This window comes from Lysobacter terrestris (assembly GCF_014489475.1).
Classification (GTDB): Bacteria; Pseudomonadota; Gammaproteobacteria; order Xanthomonadales; family Xanthomonadaceae; genus Agrilutibacter; species Agrilutibacter terrestris.
The window spans coordinates 1,637,074-1,655,863 of the sequence record NZ_CP060820.1; the positions used below are offsets into that span (position 1 = coordinate 1,637,074).

Below are 18,790 nucleotides of genomic sequence, written 5' to 3' on the forward strand. Positions count from 1 at the left end.
ATGAGCCAGGCCGCCGACATCGCCGGGTTGCTGCGCGCGGCGTGGAGCGCGTTGCGCGCGGGCAACGCCGCTGCCGCGGAGAACGCCTGCGCCCAGGTCGTGGCGCGCGATCCGGCGAACTTCGACGGCTGGCGCATGCTGGCGATGGCACGGCAGGCGCTGGGTGGCGACGCGGGGGCGGCGTTGCAACGGGCGCATGCACTGCGACCGGGCGATGCCGGCACGGCGTTCGATTACGGCAGCTGGCTGTTGCAGCAGGGGCGGGCGCAGGCGGCGCGGCCGTTATTGCAGCAGGCGATGCAGGCGATGCCGGACGAGCCGCGCGTCGCCTTCCGTCATGGCACCGCCTGTTTCCTCGACAACGACTTCGCAGCCGCCGCCGCGGCCTTCCGCGCCGCGACGGTGGCCGCGCCGCAATGGGGCGAAGCCTGGAACAACCTGTCCGCGGCGCTGGGGCGCCTGCAGGACTATCCCGCCGCGATCGATGCCGCGCGGCAGGCGTTGCAGTTGCAACCGCAGCGGGCGGCGTCGCACCAGGCGCTGGCGGCGCTGCTGTCCAACCTGTTCGACAAGGACGCGTTGCGCGAAGGATTGCTGGCCGCGGAGCGCGCGCTGCAACTCGATCCCGGCCTGGCCGAAGCGTATCGCAATGCCGCGGTGCTGCTGCGCAAGCTGGGCGATCCGCTGCGCGCCGAAGCACATGCGCGCCACGCGCACCGGCTGGCGCCGCACGACGCGGACACGATCGAAACCCTCGGCGACCAGTTGATGGGCAACGGCCACACCGCGGAAGCCGCGGCGATCTACGCGGCGGCGCGGCAGGCGGGCGTGGACCTGCCCCACATCGCGCGCCAGCACGGCATCGCGTTGCTGCGCGACGGCCGCGCGGGCGAGGCGCAGGCGGTGCTCGCGCAGGCCCTGCAGCGGTGCCCGGACGACCAGCGCACCATCGCGCACCTGGGCCTGGCGCGTGCGGCCGCCGGCGAACTCGACGTCGCGATCGACTTCATCGGCCTGCAGCGGCACGTGCATGCGCTGGCGTTGCCGACGCCGGCGGGGTTCACCGACCCGGACGCGTTCCATCGCGCGCTCGCGCACGACATCCGCACCCACAGCCGCCAGCGCTGGGAGCCCGCCGGGCTGGCGGCGCGTGGCGCGTACCTCAGCGGTGACCTGCTCGCCGATCGCACGCCGGCGATCGCCGGTTTCGAACAGCGCCTGCGCGACGCCATCGCCGGATTCGTGGCCGCATGCCGCGCGCAACGCGACGCCGGCGCGGCCGATGCCTTCCTCGCCAACATTCCGGACGCCTACGTGATCCACGTGTGGGCCACGCAGGCTGCGCAGAGCGGCTACATCGACACCCACATCCACGAGGACTCGTGGCTGTCGGGGGCGTACTACGTGGAACTGCCCGCGGCGATCCGCGCCGACGATCCGGCCCATGCGGGCTGGATCGAATTCGGCCGTCCCCACGCCGGCCTGCCCGCGTGGCCGGACACCGCACTGCGTCAGGTGCTGCCCGAAACCGGGACGCTGTTATTGTTCCCGTCGTATCTGTTCCACCGCACGCTGCCGTACCAGGGCGGCGGCGAACGCATCAGCATCTCGTTCGACCTGGCCGCGGCCTGATGCGTTGCCGGTGGTGATGACTCCCTGACGGAATTGCCGATGGCCTTCGATGCTTTCGCGCTGGTGCTGGCGATGCTGGTGCTGGGCTACGCCTTCCAGCGCCTGCGCGTGCTGCCCGACAACGCGGCGCAGACCCTCAACCTGGTGGTGCTGTACGTGTGCCTGCCAGCTGCGGTGCTGCGCTACGCGCCGCGCCTGCAGCTGGAACCGGCCCTGCTCGGCGTGGCCGCGGTGCCGTGGCTGTTGCTGCTGGCGACGATCCTGGCCGTCGGCGCGGTGGCACGCTGGCTGAAGCTGCGCGACGAGGAACGCGCGGTGCTGCTGCTCACCGTCGCGCTGGGCAACACCAGCTTCCTCGGCTATCCGCTGACCCGCGCGCTGATCGGCGAGCACGCGTTGCCGTACGCGGTGGTGTACGACCAGTTCGGCGCATTCCTGATCCTGTCGACCTTCGGCCTGTGGGTGCTGGCGCGCTACGGCAGCGATGCCCGGCCGTCGCCGCGCGACATGCTGCTGCGGGTGGTGAAGTTCCCGCCGTTGTGGGCGCTGGTGGCCGGTTTCACGGTGATGCCTGCCGCGCCGCCGACGTGGATCGACGGTGGCCTGCAGCGCCTGTCGGAGGCGCTGCTGCCGCTGGCGATGCTGACGATCGGCCTGTCGGTGCGGTTGACGCTGCCGCGCGAGGAGCTCAAGCCGCTCGCCGCCGGCCTGTTGCTGAAGCTGGCGCTGATGCCCGCGCTCGCCGTGGTGCTGGTGCCGTTGCTCGGGCTGCAGGGCGAGATGGCGCGCGCGACGGTGCTGGAGGCGGCGATGCCGTCGATGGTGACGGCCGGCGCGCTGGCGATCGCGCACAACCTCGCCCCGCGCCTGGCTGCGGCGATGGTGGGGTATGGGTTGCTGTTGTCGTTGCTGACGTTGCCGTTGTGGGCGCAGTGGGGCGCGTAGGCGCGGTCAGTCAGTCGGCCGGCACCGTGCGTCCGCGCGCCCATTCGCGCAGCGCCTCGACCTGTTCGGCCATCAGCACCGACAACGGCCGCGTCTGCCGGAGTTCCGCGCGCAGCTGGAAATCCGCCAGCGGTGCCTGCGCCGCGTGCGCGGCGAACAGCGCGGCGACGATCGCCTGTTCCACTTCCGCGCCGGAAAACCCGTCGCTCGCCGCGGCTAGCGCCGCCAGGTCGAAGCCGGCGGGATCGAGCTTGCGCTTGCGCAGGTGCAACGCGAACAGCTGCTCGCGGGTGGCGGCATCGGGCAGGTCGACGAAGAAGATCTCGTCGAAGCGGCCCTTGCGCAGCAGTTCGGCGGGCAGCGCATCGATCTGGTTGGCGGTGGCGACCAGGAACACGCGCGAGCGGCGCTCGGCCATCCACGTCAGCAGGTAGCCGAGCACGCGCCGCGACACGCCGCCGTCGGTGTTGCCGGCATCGTGGGCGACGCCCTTCTCGATCTCGTCGATCCACAGCACGCACGGCTCGAGCTGCTCGGCCGAGGCGAGCGCCGCGCGCAGGTTCTTCTCGGTCTCGCCGTGGTACTTGTCGTAGAGCGTGCCGAAGTCGAGCCGCACCAGCGGCACGCCGAACCCCGAGGCGACGGCCTTGGCCAGCATCGACTTGCCGCAGCCCTGCACGCCCAGCAGCAGCACGCCCTTGGGCGGGTCGAGGCCGGGCGGCGCCTCGGCGCCGAGGAACACGCTGTGGCGCTGCTCGATCCAGCGCTTCAGCCGGCGCGCGCCGGCGACGTCGTCCATGCGCGCGCTGTCGAATTCGAAATGCAGGTGGCCGCTGCGGTTGATCAGTTCGAACTTCAGTTTCGCCAGCTGCGGCAGGTCGCCGGCGTGCAGCGCGCCGTCGTTGTAGATCAGTTGCCGCGCGATGCGGCGCACGTCGACCGGGTCGAGCCCGCGCAGGTTGCGCACGATCTGCTGCACCGCTTCGCCATCGACCTCCACGCGCCGGCCGCCGTGCTCGCGCGCGTAGGCCTCGGCCTCCTCCTTCACGATCTTCAGGCGCGCGCTCGCATTGGGCAGTTGCGTGGCGTAGCGCACTGCCAGTGCGTCCAGTTCCGGTGGCAGCTTGACCTCGTGGCCGATCAGCACCAGCACGTGCGGCTGGCCGTCGTGGCGCTGCGCGATGTCGCGCAGCTGCCGCTGCGTGCTGGCGTAGCCCAGGTAGGGATGGAAATCGAACAGCAGGTAGATGCCGCGCTGCTCGGCGGCGCGGATCGCCGCCAGCGTGGCCGACGCGTCCGGGGCGACGTCGGTGGGCTCCTCGCGGTCGAAGTCGATGCGGCGCAGGCCCTCGGTGATCGACCAGCTGTGCAGCGCGCGCCACACCTGCATCAGCGCCTGGCGGAACAGTTCGACCACGCGCGTCTCGTCGCGCGTCTCGATCACGATCAGCGGCGTGTTCGCGCGGATCAGGGCTACCAGGTCCTGCAGGTCAGACATTCGCGTCGCCGGTTCATGCGCGGGCCCGCGATCATAGCGGCCGGCCGTGGCCGCGCCCACGGCGATGGCCGTACGCGACGGGCGCCGCCGTGCCGGCGCGCCGCGCGGACGTGGTCCGCACACGTGAGCCCCGGCGCGGGTCGTGGAGTGCCCGCTGGTGGGGGATAGCGCCACCCCGCCGGCCGTGCGGGTGACCGCCGCCGTCCGGCCGTTGTACGCTGCGGGCACGATGCGCCGAAGAGGGGGTTGGATGAAGACCGTTCTGGTGGCCAGTTCCAAGGGGGGCGCGGGCAAGACCACGATCGCCACCCATCTCGCCGCGCAATCGGCGCTCGAGGGCCTGCGCACCGCGCTGGTCGACGCCGATCCGCAGGCCTCCTCGACACGCTGGGCGCAGAAGCGCGCCGGGCTCGACAGCGCCGTACTCGCCCTCGACGGCACCCGCCGCCGGGGCTGGCGCAAGCACGTGCCCGAGGACACCCAGCGGGTGATCGTCGACGGCGCCGCCGGCGCCATGGCCGAGGAGCTCGATCCGTTCCTGGAAACGGTCGACGCGGTGATCGTGCCGATCGTGCCCTCGACCTTCGACATCGAAGCGACCGTGCCCTTCCTCGATTCGCTGGCCAGGCACCCGCGCGTGCGCAAGGGCACGCTGCGCGTCGGCCTGGTCGGCAACAAGCTCAAGCCGTGGACCAACGTCTCGCAGCAGGCGCTGGACCTGCTCAAGCAGTGGCCGTACCCGCTGGTGGCGCAGCTGCGCGACAGCCAGGGCTACGTGGTGACCACCGCGCTGGGCAAGAGCCTGTTCGACTACCACTCCGCGCAGGTGCGCGAGCACCAGGCCGATTGGCAGCCGTTGCTGAAGTGGTTGAAGAAGTGACGCAGGAGCACGGCGCCGGTTGGTTCTTGCCCTGCTGCACCGCTCCCCTTTTCCTTTCCCATCGCTACCGGACCGGCCTTCCATGCGCGAACTGATCCTGCTCCGCCACGCCCACGCCGAACCGGCCGCACCCGGCCAGGCCGACCTCGACCGACCGCTGTCGGCCGAAGGCCTCGCCGAAGCCGAGGCCGCCGGTCGCTGGCTCGCCGAAAACCGGCTGGTGCCCGACTGCGTGCTGTGTTCGCCGGCGCGGCGCGCGCGCGAAACGCTGGAAGCGGTGCTCGGCGCGATCGGCTACGTCGACCAGCGCATCGAGCCGTCGATCTTCGAAGCCACGCCCGGCGCGCTGATCAGCCTGGCCGACACGCATGCGCAATCCGAGCGCCTGCTGATGGTCGGGCACAACCCCGGCTTCGAGCAGCTCACCGCGCTGATGCATAGCGGCCAGACCGGCGAGTACCGCGGCATGCCGCCGGCCGGGATCGCCGTGCTCACCCTGCCGGTCGGCGCCGCGCTGGAACCGGGCGTGGCGCAGCTCAGCGCCTTCTGGTGGCCGTGACCGCGACGACGTCGTGTTGCATGGCGTGCTGATTGTGCTGGTTGCCGTCGCGGGGCTGTTGCCGGCGACGGCGGGCGCGCAGGCCCTGGACCAGGCGCGCAGCCGCATCGACTTCGACCTGGAGACCCGCTGGGGCCAGGTGATCACCGGGCATTTCCCGCGCTACGACGGCGAAGTCGTGGAGCTGCCCGACGGCCGCCATGAGGTGCGCATCCGCCTGGCGACGACGGCGGTGGAGGTCACCGGGTCGCGTCGCTACACCCGCTTCGCACGCGGCGACCGCTTCCTCGATGCCGAGCACCACCCGTGGGTGGAGTTCCGTTCCGATCCCTACGCCATGGACCTGCTGCACGCCGGCGGCCTGCTCCACGGCACCCTGACCATGCACGGGGTCAGCCGGCGCGAGGCCTTCGTGCTCGCGCCCGGCACCTGCGCGCGGCCGGCGCGCGACTGCGACGTGGTCGCGCAGGGGCGGGTGCTGCGCATGAACTACGGCGTGGAAAGCTGGCGCTGGGCGCTGACCGACGACGTGAATTTCCGTCTGCGGGTCCGCGTTCAGGCCGCTCCGCCCTAGAATCGTCCGCCCTCGAACCGCCGGCCCTGCACCATCCCGCCGGCCTTCACGCCGCCCCGACCGCGGCCCCCGGAATCGTGCTGCCCATGGATCTGCTGCCCCGCTTCACCCTCGCCGCCTGTCTGCTCGCGCTGTCCGCCTGCGCCAGCCTGTCGCCGGCGCAGCGCGAACGCAGTGCGCAGGTGGTGGCGGCCGCGCGCCCGGTCGCCGTCGACTGCGACCGCCTCGACCGCTGCGCGCAGCCCTCGCCGCTGCGCGACCTCGCCGCGCGCGCGCTGGCCGAATCCACGCCGGAACAGCCGCGCCACTACGCGATCATCCTCGACCACGGCACCGACGCGCTGCGCGCGCGCATCAACCTGATCCGCGCCGCGACCACGCGCATCGACCTGCAGACCTACATCTTCGACGAGGACGACGCCGGCCAGCTGGTGCTCGACGAACTGCTGATGGCCGCGCGGCGCGGGGTGAAGGTGCGCCTGCTGCTGGACCAGCTCTCGGCGCTGCGCCGCGTGGACACGCTGGCCGCGCTCGCCGGCGCGCACGCCAACCTCGAAGTGCGGATCTATAACCCCGTGCTCGACCGCGCGCGCATCAACTACCCGCAGTACGCGATCGCCGCCGCCTGCTGCTGGCGCAAGCTCAACCAGCGCATGCATTCGAAGATGCTGCTGGTCGACGGCGCGGTCGGCATCACCGGCGGCCGCAACTACCAGGACGACTATTACGACTGGGACCGCGAGTTCAACTTCCGCGACCGCGACCTGCTGGTCGCCGGCCCGGTGGCGGCGACCATGGACACGGCCTTCGTCACCTTCTGGAACGACACCCGCACCAAGCCGGTCGAGTACCTGCGCGATGTCGGCAAGCGCCTGATCGACGGCGGCGTGCCGGTGCTGCCGGCGCCGGTGTTCGAACAGCCGGAACGCGCGCAGGCGATGCGCCGCGACGCCGCCGATGCGGCGCTGATCGGCGAACGCGTGGCCGCCCTGGCCATCGCGGTCGGCGAGGTGCATTTCGTCTCCGACACGCCGATGAAGCAGCGCAGCAAGGGCCGCGACCGCGAGTGGACCTCGGACACGCTGCGCGAACTGATCGAAGGCGCGCGCAGCGAGGTGCTGCTGCAGACGCCCTACCTGGTGATGTCGAAGCCGGCGCAGGCGATGTTCCGGCGCATGCACGCGCGCGAGCGCACGCAACGGCCGCGCGTGATGGTGTCGACCAACTCGCTGGCCTCGACCGACGCCTTCATCGCCTACGCGCTGTCGTACAAGTACAAGCGCCGCTACCTGCGCGAGTTCGGCTTCGACATCTTCGAGTACAAGCCGTTCCCGCAGGATGCGCCGGTCGACGTGGCCGCCACCGGCGCCGGAACGCCGGGCACGCCCGAAGCCGCCGGGTCGCCGCCGGCGCACCCCGGCCATGGCCCGAGCGAGGCCCTGGCGCGGCCGGGCCCGGGTTTCGGCTCCGCGCATGCGGCGCCGGGTTACATGCACGACCGCCGCAGCGTGATCTACCGCCCCTACAGCGCGCCGCTTTCGCGCGAGTACGCCGCCAAGCGTTACAGCCGGCGCCGCGCCAACGAGCCGGTGCCGCTCGAACGCGCCGGCCCGCGCCTCGGCCTGCACGCGAAATCGCTGGTGATCGACGAGCGCATCGGCGTGATCGGCACCCACAACTTCGATCCGCGCGGCGACAACTACAACACCGAGAGCGCGGTGGTGATCGAGGACGAGGCCTTCGCCCATGCGCTCGCCGCCAGCATCCGCCGCGACACCGCGCCGGAGAACGCCTGGGTGATCGCGCCGCGCAAGAAGCCGCCGGTGTTCTCCGGCCTCGATTATTCGATCGGCAAGCTGTCCGAGCAGTTGCCGATATTCGACCTGTGGCCGACGCGCTATGCGACCAGCTACGAATTCGTCCCCGGCCCGGCGTGTCCGGAGCCGCTGCCGCGTGGCAATCCGGGCTTCAGCGCCTGCTACCGCGCGGTGGGCGACTTCCCCGAAGTCAACCTCGGCCTGAAGTCGGTGATGACGCGCATCTTCACCGCGTTCGGCGCGGGGCTGGCGCCGATCCTGTAGCGGAGCAAGCAAAAGCGCCCCTCATCCGGCGCTGCGCGCCACCTTCTCCCCGCAGGCGGGGAGAAGGTCAAGTTCGTGCGTGCGCATCGGTTTGCAACTGCATCCCTCGCCCCGCTTGCGGGGTGAAGGCGGGCGCCTGTGCGCCACTGGCGCACGCCCGACTGAACGCCCTTGCGCCATGCGCAAGGGCCGGGGGCAGAGCGAGGGACCGCGTCGCGTTAGTCGCGAAGCGGGCAGGGTGAGGGGACGTGGCTCCCGGCAACGATTACGGCGTGCCAGTCCCGTGCAGGTAATCCAGCGTCACCTGCAGCATCGCGCGCAGGCCGAGGTCCAGCGCCGACTCGTCCATGTTGAACTGCGGCGAGTGGTTGCTCGGCGCAGTGATCGGATCGATGCCCCTGGCGGTGGCGCCGACGAAGAAGTACATCGACGGCACTTCGCGGGCGAAGTACGCGTAGTCCTCCGCGCCCATCTGCAGCGGCGGTTCGACCACGTTGTCCTTGCCGGCGACGGCTTCCAGGCTCGAACGCATGCGCGCGGTCAGCGCGGCGTCGTTCATCGTTACCGGATTGCCCTTGGCATCGGGCACCTTGGCCTCGACCGTGGCGCCGTGCGCGGCGGCGACGTGTTCGGCGACGTTCTTCAGGTCGGCGAAGATCTTCTCGCGCATGCCCGGGTCGAAGGTGCGGATCGTGCCGGTCACCTCGACGTCGTCGGGGATGATGTTGAAGCGGATGCCGCCGTGCACGGTGCCGAAGGTGACCACCGCCGGCAGCTTGGCCAGGTCGGTGCGGCGCGACACGATGGTCTGTGCGGTACCGATCATGTCGGCGGTGGCGACGATCGGATCGATCCCGCCCCACGGCCGCGAGCCGTGCGTCTGCCGGCCGTGCACCTTGATGGTGAAGCGGTCCGACGCGGCCAGCATCGGCCCCTGGCGCACGCCGATCTGCCCGGCCTGCAGGGTCGAGAACACGTGCAGGCCGAAGATCGCGTCCGGCTTGAAGGCCTTGAACACGCCTTCTTCCAGCATCATCGGCGCGCCGCCGTTCTCGCCCGGCGGCACGCCTTCCTCCGCCGGCTGGAAGATCAGCATCACCGAGCCCGGCAGGTCCTTGCGCATCGCCACCAGCGCATCGGCGACGCCGAGCAGGATGCCGGCGTGGCCGTCGTGGCCGCAGGCGTGCATGACGCCGGTGCTCTGGCCGTTGAACGTGTCGGTCACCTTCGAGGCGAAGGGCAACCCGGTCTGCTCGGTCACCGGCAGTGCGTCGATGTCGGCGCGCAGCGCCACCTTCGGGCCCGGCTTGCCGCCCTGGATGATCGCGACCACGCCGTGGTGGGCGATCCCCGTCTGCGGCTTCAGGCCGAGCGCACGCAGGTGCTCGGCGATCTTCGCCGCGGTGCGTTCCTCGCGATTGGACAGCTCGGGATGCTGGTGGAAGTCACGGCGCCAGGCGACCACCTTGGCCTGCTCGGCCTGGGCGGCCGCGGCGACCTCCGGCCGCTGCGCCGGCGTCAATCGGGCGTCTTCGGCATGGACGGCGAGCGCGCACAGCGCGAGGGGCAGGACGGCAAGGCGGCGCATGGCGCACTCCGGCGGCGGAAAGTGCCCGATGCTACCGCCAAAGCCGGCGCCGGCCCGTGCCTGCCGTGGCCATTGGCGGACTGCGTCAACGCCGTGCGCCGTCCTGCGTTGGCTTCGACAACGGAGCACGGGGAACGACGATGCAGGCGATGCGCAATCCATCGGTGTGGCTGGCGGCGTTCTGCGTCGCCGTCGGTATCGCCGCCACCGCGGCCGTGCCAGACGCCGCCGCGCGCGGCCGCGTGGGGGAACGGCTCGCCGAGCGGATGGCGCTGCGCCGCACGTTGCCGGTCGACCCGGCGGCGCTTCCCGCGAACGTGCGGGTATGGCGCGAGCGCGCCTACGGCAGCGATCCGGCCCAGCGCTACGACGTGTACGCGCCACGCGGCGCGACGCATGCGCCCACGCTGTTCCTCGTCCACGGCGGCGGCTGGAAGCGTGGCGACAAGGCCGCGGCGAACGTGGTCGCGGCGAAGGTCGAACACTGGACGGCGCAGGGCTACGTGGTGATCTCCGCCAACTACCGCATGCTGCCCGCGGCCGATCCGCTGCTGCAGGCGCGCGACGTCGCCGCCGCCGTCGCGGCCGCGCAGCGCGACAGCGCGCAGTGGGGCGGTGATGCCGGGCGCTTCGTGCTGATGGGCCATTCCGCCGGCGCGCATCTGAGCGCGCTGCTGGCGGCGTCGCCCGACCTGCTCGCGCAGGCGAACGCCCGCCCGGTCCGCGGCGCGGTCCTGCTCGACAGTGCGATGCTCGATACCGCGCGCTTGATGGCGGCATCGCACGGGCGACTCTACGACGAGGCCTTCGGCGACGACCCCGCGTACTGGCGCGCCACCTCGCCGTATGCGCAGTTGCGCGCACCCGGCGTGCCGTTGCTCGCCGTGTGCTCGTCGCGCCGCATCGAATCGTGCGCGCAGGCGCGCGACTTCGTCGCCCATGCGACGCGTCTCGGGCGCCGTGCGCAGGCGTCGCCGCAGGCGCTCAGCCACGGCGCGATCAATGCCGAACTGGGCCAGCCATCGGCCTACACCGCGACGGTGGACCGCTTCCTGCGCAGCCTGTAGCTCCGCGAACGGCGCCAGTGCATGAGCAGATGCTGCGGCCGCACTTGGAGGCGGCGCGGTCCGCGTGCGACCCTGCGGCAACTCCGCCCGGTGGCTGCCGCATGAACGAGTCCGCGTCTTCCCGTACGACGGCATTGCAAGGCGACGCGGCGCTGCTGCGCGCGGTCGGCACCTTCGCCCTGACCGCGGCGGTGATCAACGTGATCGTCGGCGGTGGCATCTTCCGCATGCCCTCGGCGCTGGCGACGCAGATGGGCGCAGCGGCGCCGCTGGCACTGGTGGCCGGCGCGCTGGCGATCATCCCGATCGCGCTGTGCTTCGCCGCGGTCGGCAGCCGCGTGCAGGTGACCGGCGGGCCGTACAGCTACCTCGGCGCGACCTTCGGCCCGTTCGCCGGTTTCGTCGGTGGCGCGCTGATGTGGATCAGCAACTTCACCTCCAGCGCCGGCGTCGCCGCGGCACTGTCGGTGCAGGTGGCGAACCTGGTGCCCGCGTTCGCGCCGCCGCTGCCGCGCGCGTTGCTGTTGACGTTCGTGTACGCCGCGCTGTTCGCGCTCAATGCCTTCGGGGTGAAGCTGGGCGCGCGCGCGATCACCACGCTGGCGGCGCTGAAGCTGACGCCGCTGTTCCTGCTCGCGGCCATCGGCGTGTTCTTCGTCGACTGGTCGCAGGTGAGCTTCGCGATCGGCGACGTGCCGTCGTGGGGCGCACTCGGCGCGTCGATGGTGCTGGTGATGTTCGCGTATTCGGGCATGGAGACCGCGCTGGTGCCGTCGGGCGAGATCAACGACCCGGCGCGCGACGTGCCGCGCGCGACCATGGTCGCGATCCTGCTCGTGGTCCTGCTCTACCTCGCGCTGCAGATCGTCGGCCAGGGCCTGCTCGGCGCGGGGTTGGCGCAGAGCGGCGTGCCGGTGGCCGACACCGCCGGGGCGCTGTGGGGGCCGGGCCGCGTGCTGCTGCTGGCCACCGCGTGCATCTCGATGACCGGCTTCTTGATGGGCAACCTGTTCGGCACCGCGCGCCTGGTGTTCGCGCTCGGCCGCGACGGCTACCTGCCGCGCATGTTCGGCACGGTGAGCGCGGCGCATCGCGTGCCGCTGTGGGCGCTGGCCGCACACGCGCTGCTGGCGTGGGTGCTGGCGATCGCCGGCAACTTCGACGCGCTGGCGCTGATCTCCGGCGGCGCGATCTGCCTCGTCTACGGCCTGGTCAGCCTGGCCGCGTGGCGCGCGCAGGCGCTGGACCTGCGCGAACGCGGCGATGCGCCGTTCGTGCTGCCCGGCGGCTTCGCGATCCCGCTGCTGGCAATCGCGGCGATGGTGGCGATCACGGCGACGCTGACGCGCAAGGAATGGCTGGCGATCGGCATCGCCCTGGCGGCGCTGGTCGCGACCTACGCGCTGCTGCGCCTGCGCAAGCGCGCGGCCTGATCGAGGGCACGCGTCGGAACGCCGCACCGGCAGCGCGCCAGTGGCCGGCATGGGCAAAGCGGGGCGGCCGCGACGCTCTGCTATGCTGCAGGTCGAAGGGGAGTAGCTCCCGCTGCCGGATCGTCATTACGGGCTCACGCCCCGGTCCCGCAGGCAACCGCAACGCGGTTGCGGGCAAGACCTTCGCCGCAAGCGGCGAAGCGTCCCCTTCCTCTGGATAGACGCCTCGCGGCCTGCGGCCACGAGGCGTTTTCATTTCCGGAGATCTTCAGATGCAATCCATTGGCAGCCCGATGCTGTGGGCCGCGTTCGCGGCACTGGTCGTGGTCGCGTTGCTGGTCGACCTGGTGCTCATGCGCCACGGCGGTCCGCACAAGGTGACGTTCAAGGAAGCGTTGGGCTGGAGCGTGGGCTGGGTGGCGCTCGCCCTGCTGTTCAACGCCGGCCTGTGGTGGTGGGTGGGGCGCGAAGCCGGCGCCGAGGCGGGCGCGCAGGTCGCGCTGGAATTCCTCACCGGTTACCTGGTCGAGAAATCGCTCGCGGTCGACAACATCTTCGTGTTCCTGATGCTGTTCTCGTACTTCGCGGTGCCGGAGGAACAGCGCCAGCGCGTGCTGGTGATCGGCGTGCTCGGCGCGATCGCGTTGCGCGCGATCCTGATCTTCGCCGGTGCGCTGCTGCTCGCGCGCTTCCACTGGATCCTGTACGTGTTCGGCGCGTTCCTGGTGTTCACCGGCATCAAGATGTTCCTCGCCGCCGGCAAGGCGCCCGACCTGGACGCCAACCCGGCGCTGCGCTGGATGCGCGGGCACCTGCGGCTCACGCCCGGCTACCACGGCCGCGCGTTGAGCGTGCTGAAGGATGGCGCGCGCTGGTACACGCCGCTGTTCGTGGTGATCGTGCTGATCGGCATCACCGACGTGATCTTCGCGGTCGACTCGATCCCGGCGATCTTCGCGATCACCGACGATCCGTTCATCGTGCTGACCTCGAACGTGTTCGCGGTGCTCGGCCTGCGCGCCATGTTCTTCCTGCTGCAGGGCATGGCCGACCGCTTCCACCTGCTGCCGTACGGGCTCGCGCTGGTGCTGGTCTTCATCGGCACGAAGATGCTGCTGCTCGACGTGGTCAAGGTCCCGGTGCTGGCATCGCTGGCCGGCGTCGCCCTGATCATCGGCGCGACCATCGCGCTGAGCCTGCGCCGGCCCGCCGCGCTGAAGAACTAGCCGCGGTGTTCCAGCGCCAGGTATTCGGCCGACTGCATCTCGATCAGGCGCGAGGTCGTGCGTTCGAAGGCGTGGCCGAGCTTGCTGCCCACGTACAGCGCGGTCGGTGCGGCCGCCGCGGTGCACACCAGGTTGACGTGGCGGTCGTACAGCTCGTCGATCAGGTGGACGAAGCGGCGTGCCGCGTCGTTGCGGGTGTCGTCCAGCTGCGGGATGTCGCCGAGCAGCACGGTGTGGTGTTCGGTGGCGATCTCGATGTAGTCGCCGGCCGCGCGCGGGCCCTCGCACAGCGCGGCGAAGTCGAACCAGGCGTGGCCTTCGCAGGTCGCGCGCACCGGGATCTCGCGGCCGTCGATCTCGATCAGGCCGGCGGCATTCACGCAGGGATCCTGCGGCAGGCCGGCGGTGAGTTCGCGCCAGCGCGCGGCCAGCCACGTGTCGGATTGCGCATCCAGCGGCGTGCGGTACACCGGCGACTTGGTCAGCGCGCGCAGGCGGTAGTCGTTGGGGCTGTCGAGCAGCAGTTCGACCGTGTGCGCCTGCAGCTGCGCGATCGCCGGCAGGAAGCGCTCGCGCTGCAGGCCGTGCGCGTACAGGTTGGCCGGCGCGGTGTTCGAGCTGGTCACCAGCGCCACGCCTTCGGCGAACAGGCGTTCGAGCAGGCGCCCGAGCAGCATCGCGTCGCCGATGTCGTTGACGAAGAATTCGTCGAGCACCAGCACGCGCAGGTCGCGGCGCCATTCGCGGGCGATCTGCGCCAGCGGGTCGCTCTCGCCGGCGTGCTCGCGCAGGGCGGCGTGCACTTCGCGCATGAAGCGGTGGAAGTGGGTGCGGCGCTTTTCCGCGATCGTCAGGCCATCGAAGAACAGGTCGATCAGGAAGGTCTTGCCGCGGCCGACGCCGCCCCACAGGTACAGGCCGGTGGGCGTCTCCGGCTTCCGGCCGAGCAGCGAATCGAACAGGCCGCGCTTCGCCGGCTGCAGCAGCAGCGCGTGCAGGCGGTCGAGTTCGCGCAGGGCGGCGTGCTGCGCGGGATCGTCGTTCCAGTCGCCGCGGGCGACGCCCTGGGCGTAGCGCTGCGAGGGCAGCAGGGTGGAATCGGTCACCGGCGCGTCGTCCCGCCGTCGGGCATTGCCTGCATTGCTCAGTCCGCCACCGGGTTGGGCAGGTACGGGCGCACGCCCGCCTTGATCGCGCCGCGCAGGTCCATCAGCCGGCGATGGAAGAAGTGGCTGGTGTCGGGCATGCGCACCAGTTCCGGCGCCAGGCGCAGTTGCGGCCGGATGGCATCGAGCCAGGCGTAGACGGCCTGCGGATCGACGACTTCATCGGCGTCGCCCTGGATGATCAGCCAGGGGCAGTCCGGCAGGGTGATCGCGCCGAAGTCCCAGCTGCGGCCGGCGGCGGGCGGGGCGATCGAGATCAGCATGCCGGGCCGCAGTTCGGCCGCGCACTTGAGGGTGACGTAGGAGCCGAAACTGAAGCCGGCCAGCCACAGCTCCGCGTCGGGGCGCTGCGCGCGCACCCAGGCGGCGACGGCGCGCAGGTCGTCCGACTCGCCCTGGCCGTGATCGAAATGGCCGTGCGAGGCACCGGTGCCGCGGAAGTTGAAGCGCACCGTGGCGACGCCGGATTCGCGCAGCGCGCGCGCGGCCATCGTCACCACCTTGTTGTGCATGGTGCCGCCCTCGGTGGGCAGCGGGTGGCAGACGATCGCGACGATCGGCTGCACGGGGCCTTCGGGCAGGTCGACCGCGGTTTCCAGGTCGCCGGCGGGGCCGGGCAGGACCAGGGGCGTCGATTGCGTGGGGAACGGGGGCGCGTCCATGGCGTTCATTCTACGGGGGCGGTCGTTGCGGGCGTGGTTGCGCGGCCCGGAAACGACAACGCCGCCCGGAGGCGGCGTCGTTGCGGGTGCGGCGGACCTTACTTCAGGTTGCCGATCATCCAGTCGACCGTGGCCTTGACCTGCTCGTCGGTCAGGGCCGGGTTGCCGCCCTTGGCCGGCATCACGCCGGCGCTGCCGGTGAAGCCTTCGATCGCGTGCTTGTGCAGGGTTTCGGTGCCCTGGGCGATACGCGCGCTCCAATGCGCCTTGTCCAGGGTCGGTGCGCCGCCGGCGCCCGAGGTGTGGCAGCCGGTGCACAGCTGGCCGAAGATCACCGAGCCGTCGGTGGTGCCGCCGTAGGCGACCTGCGAGGCGGCCGCAGCCGCAGCGGCGGCCGTGGCGGCGGCCTGGGCGGCGGCGCCGGTGCTGCCCGCATAGACGGAGCCGGCCGGGGCGATGCGGTCCTGGGTGCGCTTGGCCGCGACCGGGCTCACTTCCGGCGGCAGCTGCTGGTGCACGTAGTAGGCACCGACCATCAGGCCCATCGTGACCAGCACCAGGAAGCCGATCACCATGGAAAATTTCTTGAGGAATTCGAGGTCGTAATTGCGCACGAGGGGCGGTTCCTGCAGCGATGCCTGAAGACGTGTTCCCGGGCCATGGATCGAGCCGGCCCGGCGGGTCAAAGAGCGCGAATTATTCCAGAAGCGCGGGGCCGGCGCGAGTTTTCGGCGCGGGGCGGTCGCTGCGGCCGGGTCGGCGGGTCAGGCTTCGATGCCGCCCGCGGCCGTCGGCGCGTCGCCGGCGACGTCGCGCCAGAGGTGGTAGACGACGCCGAACATCACCACGTACAGGCTCAGCACGAACAGCATGTACAGCGGCAGGAACGCCACCAGCGCCAGCACCGGGTGCAGCAGGCCGAGGATGCCGGCCACCAGCGCCAGCACCACGCCCGCCGCCATCATCAGGGCCAGGGCGACCGCGGCCAGCACCAGCAGCGGCAGCAGGTTGCGCGCCGCGCCGGACAGGCCGGCGAACACCGACGCCGCCACGCCCTGCCCGCGCAATGCGAGCTGGCCGAGCCCCACCGCGAACACCCCGCCCACGAACAGGGCGCACAGCCCGGCCAGGCTGAACAGCCCGCCCAGCCCCGCCGGCGGCGCCGGCAGCTGCGCCGGCTGCCCGGGCTTGGCGGCCTGCAGCAGCTCGACCACGCGCAGGTACCACTCCTGCAGGTTCTGCAGCGCGCCGCCGAACACGGCCCACAGCAGCGACAGCGCGCCCAGCTGCACCAGCAGCATGACCAGGCTGAAGAGGATCATCCGCCGCGCGTCGCGCGCGTCGCGGAACGGCGCGAGCACGTCGGAGGCGTGCGCCGGCCGGCCGTGCTCGCTGGCGTCGATCACGCGCAGGTAGCCGCCCATCAGCGGGCCGAGCAGGACCACCGCGAGCAGGGTGGTCAGCGCCGCAAGGACCGCCGCGACGCCCGGGCCGGGCTGCAGCAGCGCATGCGCGAAGGCCTGCAGGAATCCCGGCACCAGCGCCGCCACCATCAGCAGCGAGGCGCCGCCGAAGATCGCGCGCGGGTTATGCCGCCCGGCGCTGAAGGCGCGCTTGAGCCAGGCCAGGCCAGCCAGCGGTCCATTGGCACGAGTGGTCATTACCGGAACATCTCCAAGAGAAAAGGCGCGGCCGCTCGATGCGGCCGCGGGACGACGATTGCAAGGTTCAGCGCGCCAGTCCGCGCGCGTGGCGCACGAAACGGCGCAGCACCAGCCGCGCGTGCGGCGTGGCGCTGACGCCGCGCGCGACCTGCTTGTGGCAGCGACCCTCGCGGGTCAGCGCCTCTTCGCGGGCCTGCACGTAGCCGCGCATGTGCGTGGCGGAAAACTCGGGATGGAACTGCACGCCCCAGGTGCGATCGCCCCAGCGGAAGGCGTGGCAGGCGTCGTGGTCCGACTTCGCCAGCACCGTCGCCTCGGCGGGCGGGCGCAGCACGCTCTGCAGGTGCGTGGCCTGCGCCGGGAACTGGCGCGGCAGGCCGGCGAACAGCGGGTCGTGCGCGGCCTGCGGGTGCAGCTCCAGCTGCACCGTGCCCATCTCGCGCCCGGCCGGGTGGTAGTCGACCTCGCCGCCGAGCGCGTGCGCGATCAGCTGGTGGCCGTAGCAGATGCCGAACAACGGCAGGCCGTCATGCGCGGCGTCGCGCAGCCACTGCGCGGAGCGCTCGCTCCAGTCGTGGCGGTCGGTGACCATCGCGCCCGAACCGGTGACGATCGCACCGGCGAAGCCCTCGCGCGACGGCAGCGCCTCGCCGGCCTCGACGTTCACCACCACCGCCTCGTCGGCTTCGAGTCCGGCGGCGACGCGGATCCAGTGCGGGAAGCCGCGATGGCGGCGCATGGACGCGACCGGTTGGCCGGTTTCGAGGATCAGGAAAGGAGCGTTCACGACGGCGGAATAAGGCAGAAAAGCCAAGGGGATCAAGGCCTGTAGCTATACTACCGCGCTTTGCCCCACGGCCTTTCCGCACCCATGTCACAAGCCAGCGCGCCGCTGCCGTCACCGATCACGTTCCAGCAGCTGATCCAGCGCCTCAATGCCTACTGGGCCGAGCGCGGCTGCGTGCTGATCCAGCCGCTGGACCTGGAAGTCGGCGCGGGTACCTTCCACCCGGCGACCTTCCTGCGCGCGCTGGGCCCGGAGCCGTGGAACGCCGCCTACGTGCAGCCCTGCCGCCGTCCCACCGACGGCCGCTACGGCGAGAACCCCAACCGCCTGCAGCGCTACTACCAGTACCAGGTGGTGATGAAGCCCAGCCCCGACAACATCGTCGAGCTGTACTTCGATTCGCTGAAGGCACTGGGCGTGGACCCGCTGGTGCACGACCTGCGCCTGGTCGAGGACAACTGGGAATCGCCGACCCTCGGCGCCTGGGGCCTGGGCTGGGAGGTGTGGTTGAACGGCATGGAAGTCACCCAGTTCACTTACTTCCAGCAGGCCGGCGGCCTCGAATGCCGCCCGGTGCTCGGCGAGATCACCTACGGCCTCGAGCGCCTGTGCATGTACCTGCAGAACGTCGACAACGTCTACGACCTGATCTGGACCCATGGCCCGGATGGCACGCCGGTCACCTACGGCGACGTCTACCACCAGAACGAAGTCGAGCAGTCGACGTACAACTTCGAACACGCCAACGTGGAAGAACTGTTCCACCGCTTCGACGCCTGCGAAGCCGAAGCGCTCAAGCTGATCGAACTCGGCCTGCCGCTGCCGGCCTACGACCAGGTCTGCAAGGCCTCGCATTCGTTCAACCTGCTCGACGCGCGCCGCGCGATCTCGGTCACCGAGCGCCAGCGCTACATCCTGCGCGTGCGCAAGATCGCCCAGGGCGTGGCCGAGGCGTACTACGCGCAGCGCGAGAAACTCGGCTTCCCGGGCTTGAACAAATCCAAGCACCCGCAGGAGGCCGCGTGATG

The 18,790-nt window shown here is 71.2% G+C and carries 17 protein-coding genes; 10 read left to right on the plus strand and 7 right to left on the minus strand.

Annotated elements, in window-relative coordinates; all coding sequences use genetic code 11:
- Window positions 1-1,632 carry a putative 2OG-Fe(II) oxygenase gene (locus H8B22_RS07660; protein ID WP_187710869.1) on the plus strand — a complete coding sequence of 544 codons (1,632 nt, stop codon included), beginning with the start codon at window positions 1-3 and terminating at the stop codon, window positions 1,630-1,632.
- Window positions 1,633-1,671: 39 nt separating this feature from the next.
- On the plus strand, window positions 1,672-2,577 hold the full coding sequence (locus tag H8B22_RS07665; RefSeq protein ID WP_187710870.1) for an AEC family transporter: 906 nt from the start codon (window positions 1,672-1,674) through the stop codon (window positions 2,575-2,577).
- A 10-nt stretch (window positions 2,578-2,587) separates the two neighbouring features.
- On the opposite strand, the gene H8B22_RS07670 is transcribed toward H8B22_RS07665, so the two are convergent.
- The gene (locus H8B22_RS07670; RefSeq protein WP_187710871.1) at window positions 2,588-4,075 is read right to left on the minus strand and encodes an AAA family ATPase; all 1,488 of its coding nucleotides are present in this window, start codon (window positions 4,073-4,075) and stop codon (window positions 2,588-2,590) included.
- 250 nt (window positions 4,076-4,325) lie between these two features.
- On the opposite strand from H8B22_RS07670, the gene H8B22_RS07675 reads away from it, so the two are divergent.
- The 4 genes from H8B22_RS07675 (at window position 4,326) to H8B22_RS07690 (ending at window position 8,169) form a co-directional block, all read left to right on the plus strand.
- Entirely contained in the window at window positions 4,326-4,955 is a 630-nt protein-coding gene (locus H8B22_RS07675) for a ParA family protein (protein ID WP_187710872.1), read from the plus strand.
- Window positions 4,956-5,037: 82 nt separating this feature from the next.
- The gene (locus H8B22_RS07680; RefSeq protein ID WP_187710873.1) at window positions 5,038-5,514 is read left to right on the plus strand and encodes a SixA phosphatase family protein; all 477 of its coding nucleotides are present in this window, start codon (window positions 5,038-5,040) and stop codon (window positions 5,512-5,514) included.
- Between the two features lie 25 nt (window positions 5,515-5,539).
- Complete coding sequence (locus H8B22_RS07685) at window positions 5,540-6,088, plus strand: YceI family protein (protein WP_187710874.1); 549 nt, start codon at window positions 5,540-5,542, stop codon at window positions 6,086-6,088.
- A gap of 86 nt (window positions 6,089-6,174) precedes the next feature.
- On the plus strand, window positions 6,175-8,169 hold the full coding sequence (locus H8B22_RS07690) for a phospholipase D family protein (protein ID WP_187710875.1): 1,995 nt from the start codon (window positions 6,175-6,177) through the stop codon (window positions 8,167-8,169).
- 265 nt (window positions 8,170-8,434) lie between these two features.
- On the opposite strand, the gene H8B22_RS07695 is transcribed toward H8B22_RS07690, so the two are convergent.
- Window positions 8,435-9,757: an amidohydrolase gene (locus H8B22_RS07695; protein WP_187710876.1), complete on the minus strand. Its 1,323-nt coding sequence runs from the start codon at window positions 9,755-9,757 to the stop codon at window positions 8,435-8,437.
- Between the two features lie 140 nt (window positions 9,758-9,897).
- On the opposite strand from H8B22_RS07695, the gene H8B22_RS07700 reads away from it, so the two are divergent.
- From H8B22_RS07700 to H8B22_RS07710, 3 genes are all read left to right on the plus strand, one after another.
- Window positions 9,898-10,824 carry an alpha/beta hydrolase gene (locus tag H8B22_RS07700; RefSeq protein WP_208456879.1) on the plus strand — a complete coding sequence of 309 codons (927 nt, stop codon included), beginning with the start codon at window positions 9,898-9,900 and terminating at the stop codon, window positions 10,822-10,824.
- A 101-nt stretch (window positions 10,825-10,925) separates the two neighbouring features.
- On the plus strand, window positions 10,926-12,257 hold the full coding sequence (locus H8B22_RS07705) for an APC family permease (protein ID WP_187710877.1): 1,332 nt from the start codon (window positions 10,926-10,928) through the stop codon (window positions 12,255-12,257).
- A 272-nt stretch (window positions 12,258-12,529) separates the two neighbouring features.
- A complete protein-coding gene (locus H8B22_RS07710; RefSeq protein ID WP_187710878.1) occupies window positions 12,530-13,483 on the plus strand; it encodes a TerC family protein in 954 nt (317 codons plus the stop codon).
- Here H8B22_RS07710 and zapE read toward each other — a convergent pair.
- The 5 genes from zapE to H8B22_RS07735 all read right to left on the minus strand — a co-directional run bounded on the left by zapE (window position 13,480) and on the right by H8B22_RS07735 (window position 17,762).
- A complete protein-coding gene (gene zapE / locus H8B22_RS07715; RefSeq protein ID WP_187710879.1) occupies window positions 13,480-14,589 on the minus strand; it encodes a cell division protein ZapE in 1,110 nt (369 codons plus the stop codon). The genes H8B22_RS07710 and zapE overlap by 4 nt on opposite strands.
- A gap of 38 nt (window positions 14,590-14,627) precedes the next feature.
- On the minus strand, window positions 14,628-15,311 hold the full coding sequence (locus H8B22_RS07720; protein WP_187710880.1) for an alpha/beta hydrolase: 684 nt from the start codon (window positions 15,309-15,311) through the stop codon (window positions 14,628-14,630).
- Between the two features lie 98 nt (window positions 15,312-15,409).
- A complete protein-coding gene (locus tag H8B22_RS07725) occupies window positions 15,410-15,925 on the minus strand; it encodes a c-type cytochrome (RefSeq protein ID WP_187710881.1) in 516 nt (171 codons plus the stop codon).
- Between the two features lie 150 nt (window positions 15,926-16,075).
- Window positions 16,076-16,972 carry a hypothetical protein gene (locus tag H8B22_RS07730; protein ID WP_187710882.1) on the minus strand — a complete coding sequence of 299 codons (897 nt, stop codon included), beginning with the start codon at window positions 16,970-16,972 and terminating at the stop codon, window positions 16,076-16,078.
- Between the two features lie 67 nt (window positions 16,973-17,039).
- Window positions 17,040-17,762 (minus strand): glutamine amidotransferase, encoded by a 723-nt coding sequence (locus H8B22_RS07735; protein WP_225876159.1) that lies wholly within the window; start codon window positions 17,760-17,762, stop codon window positions 17,040-17,042.
- Between the two features lie 84 nt (window positions 17,763-17,846).
- Between H8B22_RS07735 and glyQ the strand changes: the two genes are divergently transcribed.
- On the plus strand, window positions 17,847-18,788 hold the full coding sequence (glyQ, locus tag H8B22_RS07740; protein ID WP_187710883.1) for a glycine--tRNA ligase subunit alpha: 942 nt from the start codon (window positions 17,847-17,849) through the stop codon (window positions 18,786-18,788).
- The last annotated feature ends 2 nt before the right edge of the window (window positions 18,789-18,790 follow it).

Excerpts from the sequence above, each read along its gene's own strand:
- H8B22_RS07660 (WP_187710869.1), top strand. The coding sequence starts at position 1 with ATGAGCCAGGCCGCCGACATCGCCGGGTTGCTGCGCGCGGCGTGGAGC.
- H8B22_RS07665 (WP_187710870.1), top strand. The coding sequence starts at position 1,672 with ATGGCCTTCGATGCTTTCGCGCTGGTGCTGGCGATGCTGGTGCTGGGC.
- H8B22_RS07670 (WP_187710871.1), bottom strand. The coding sequence starts at position 4,075 with ATGTCTGACCTGCAGGACCTGGTAGCCCTGATCCGCGCGAACACGCCG.
- H8B22_RS07675 (WP_187710872.1), top strand. The coding sequence starts at position 4,326 with ATGAAGACCGTTCTGGTGGCCAGTTCCAAGGGGGGCGCGGGCAAGACC.
- H8B22_RS07680 (WP_187710873.1), top strand. The coding sequence starts at position 5,038 with ATGCGCGAACTGATCCTGCTCCGCCACGCCCACGCCGAACCGGCCGCA.
- H8B22_RS07690 (WP_187710875.1), top strand. The coding sequence starts at position 6,175 with ATGGATCTGCTGCCCCGCTTCACCCTCGCCGCCTGTCTGCTCGCGCTG.
- H8B22_RS07695 (WP_187710876.1), bottom strand. The coding sequence starts at position 9,757 with ATGCGCCGCCTTGCCGTCCTGCCCCTCGCGCTGTGCGCGCTCGCCGTC.
- H8B22_RS07700 (WP_208456879.1), top strand. The coding sequence starts at position 9,898 with ATGCAGGCGATGCGCAATCCATCGGTGTGGCTGGCGGCGTTCTGCGTC.
- H8B22_RS07705 (WP_187710877.1), top strand. The coding sequence starts at position 10,926 with ATGAACGAGTCCGCGTCTTCCCGTACGACGGCATTGCAAGGCGACGCG.
- H8B22_RS07710 (WP_187710878.1), top strand. The coding sequence starts at position 12,530 with ATGCAATCCATTGGCAGCCCGATGCTGTGGGCCGCGTTCGCGGCACTG.
- H8B22_RS07720 (WP_187710880.1), bottom strand. The coding sequence starts at position 15,311 with ATGGACGCGCCCCCGTTCCCCACGCAATCGACGCCCCTGGTCCTGCCC.
- H8B22_RS07730 (WP_187710882.1), bottom strand. The coding sequence starts at position 16,972 with ATGACCACTCGTGCCAATGGACCGCTGGCTGGCCTGGCCTGGCTCAAG.
- glyQ (WP_187710883.1), top strand. The coding sequence starts at position 17,847 with ATGTCACAAGCCAGCGCGCCGCTGCCGTCACCGATCACGTTCCAGCAG.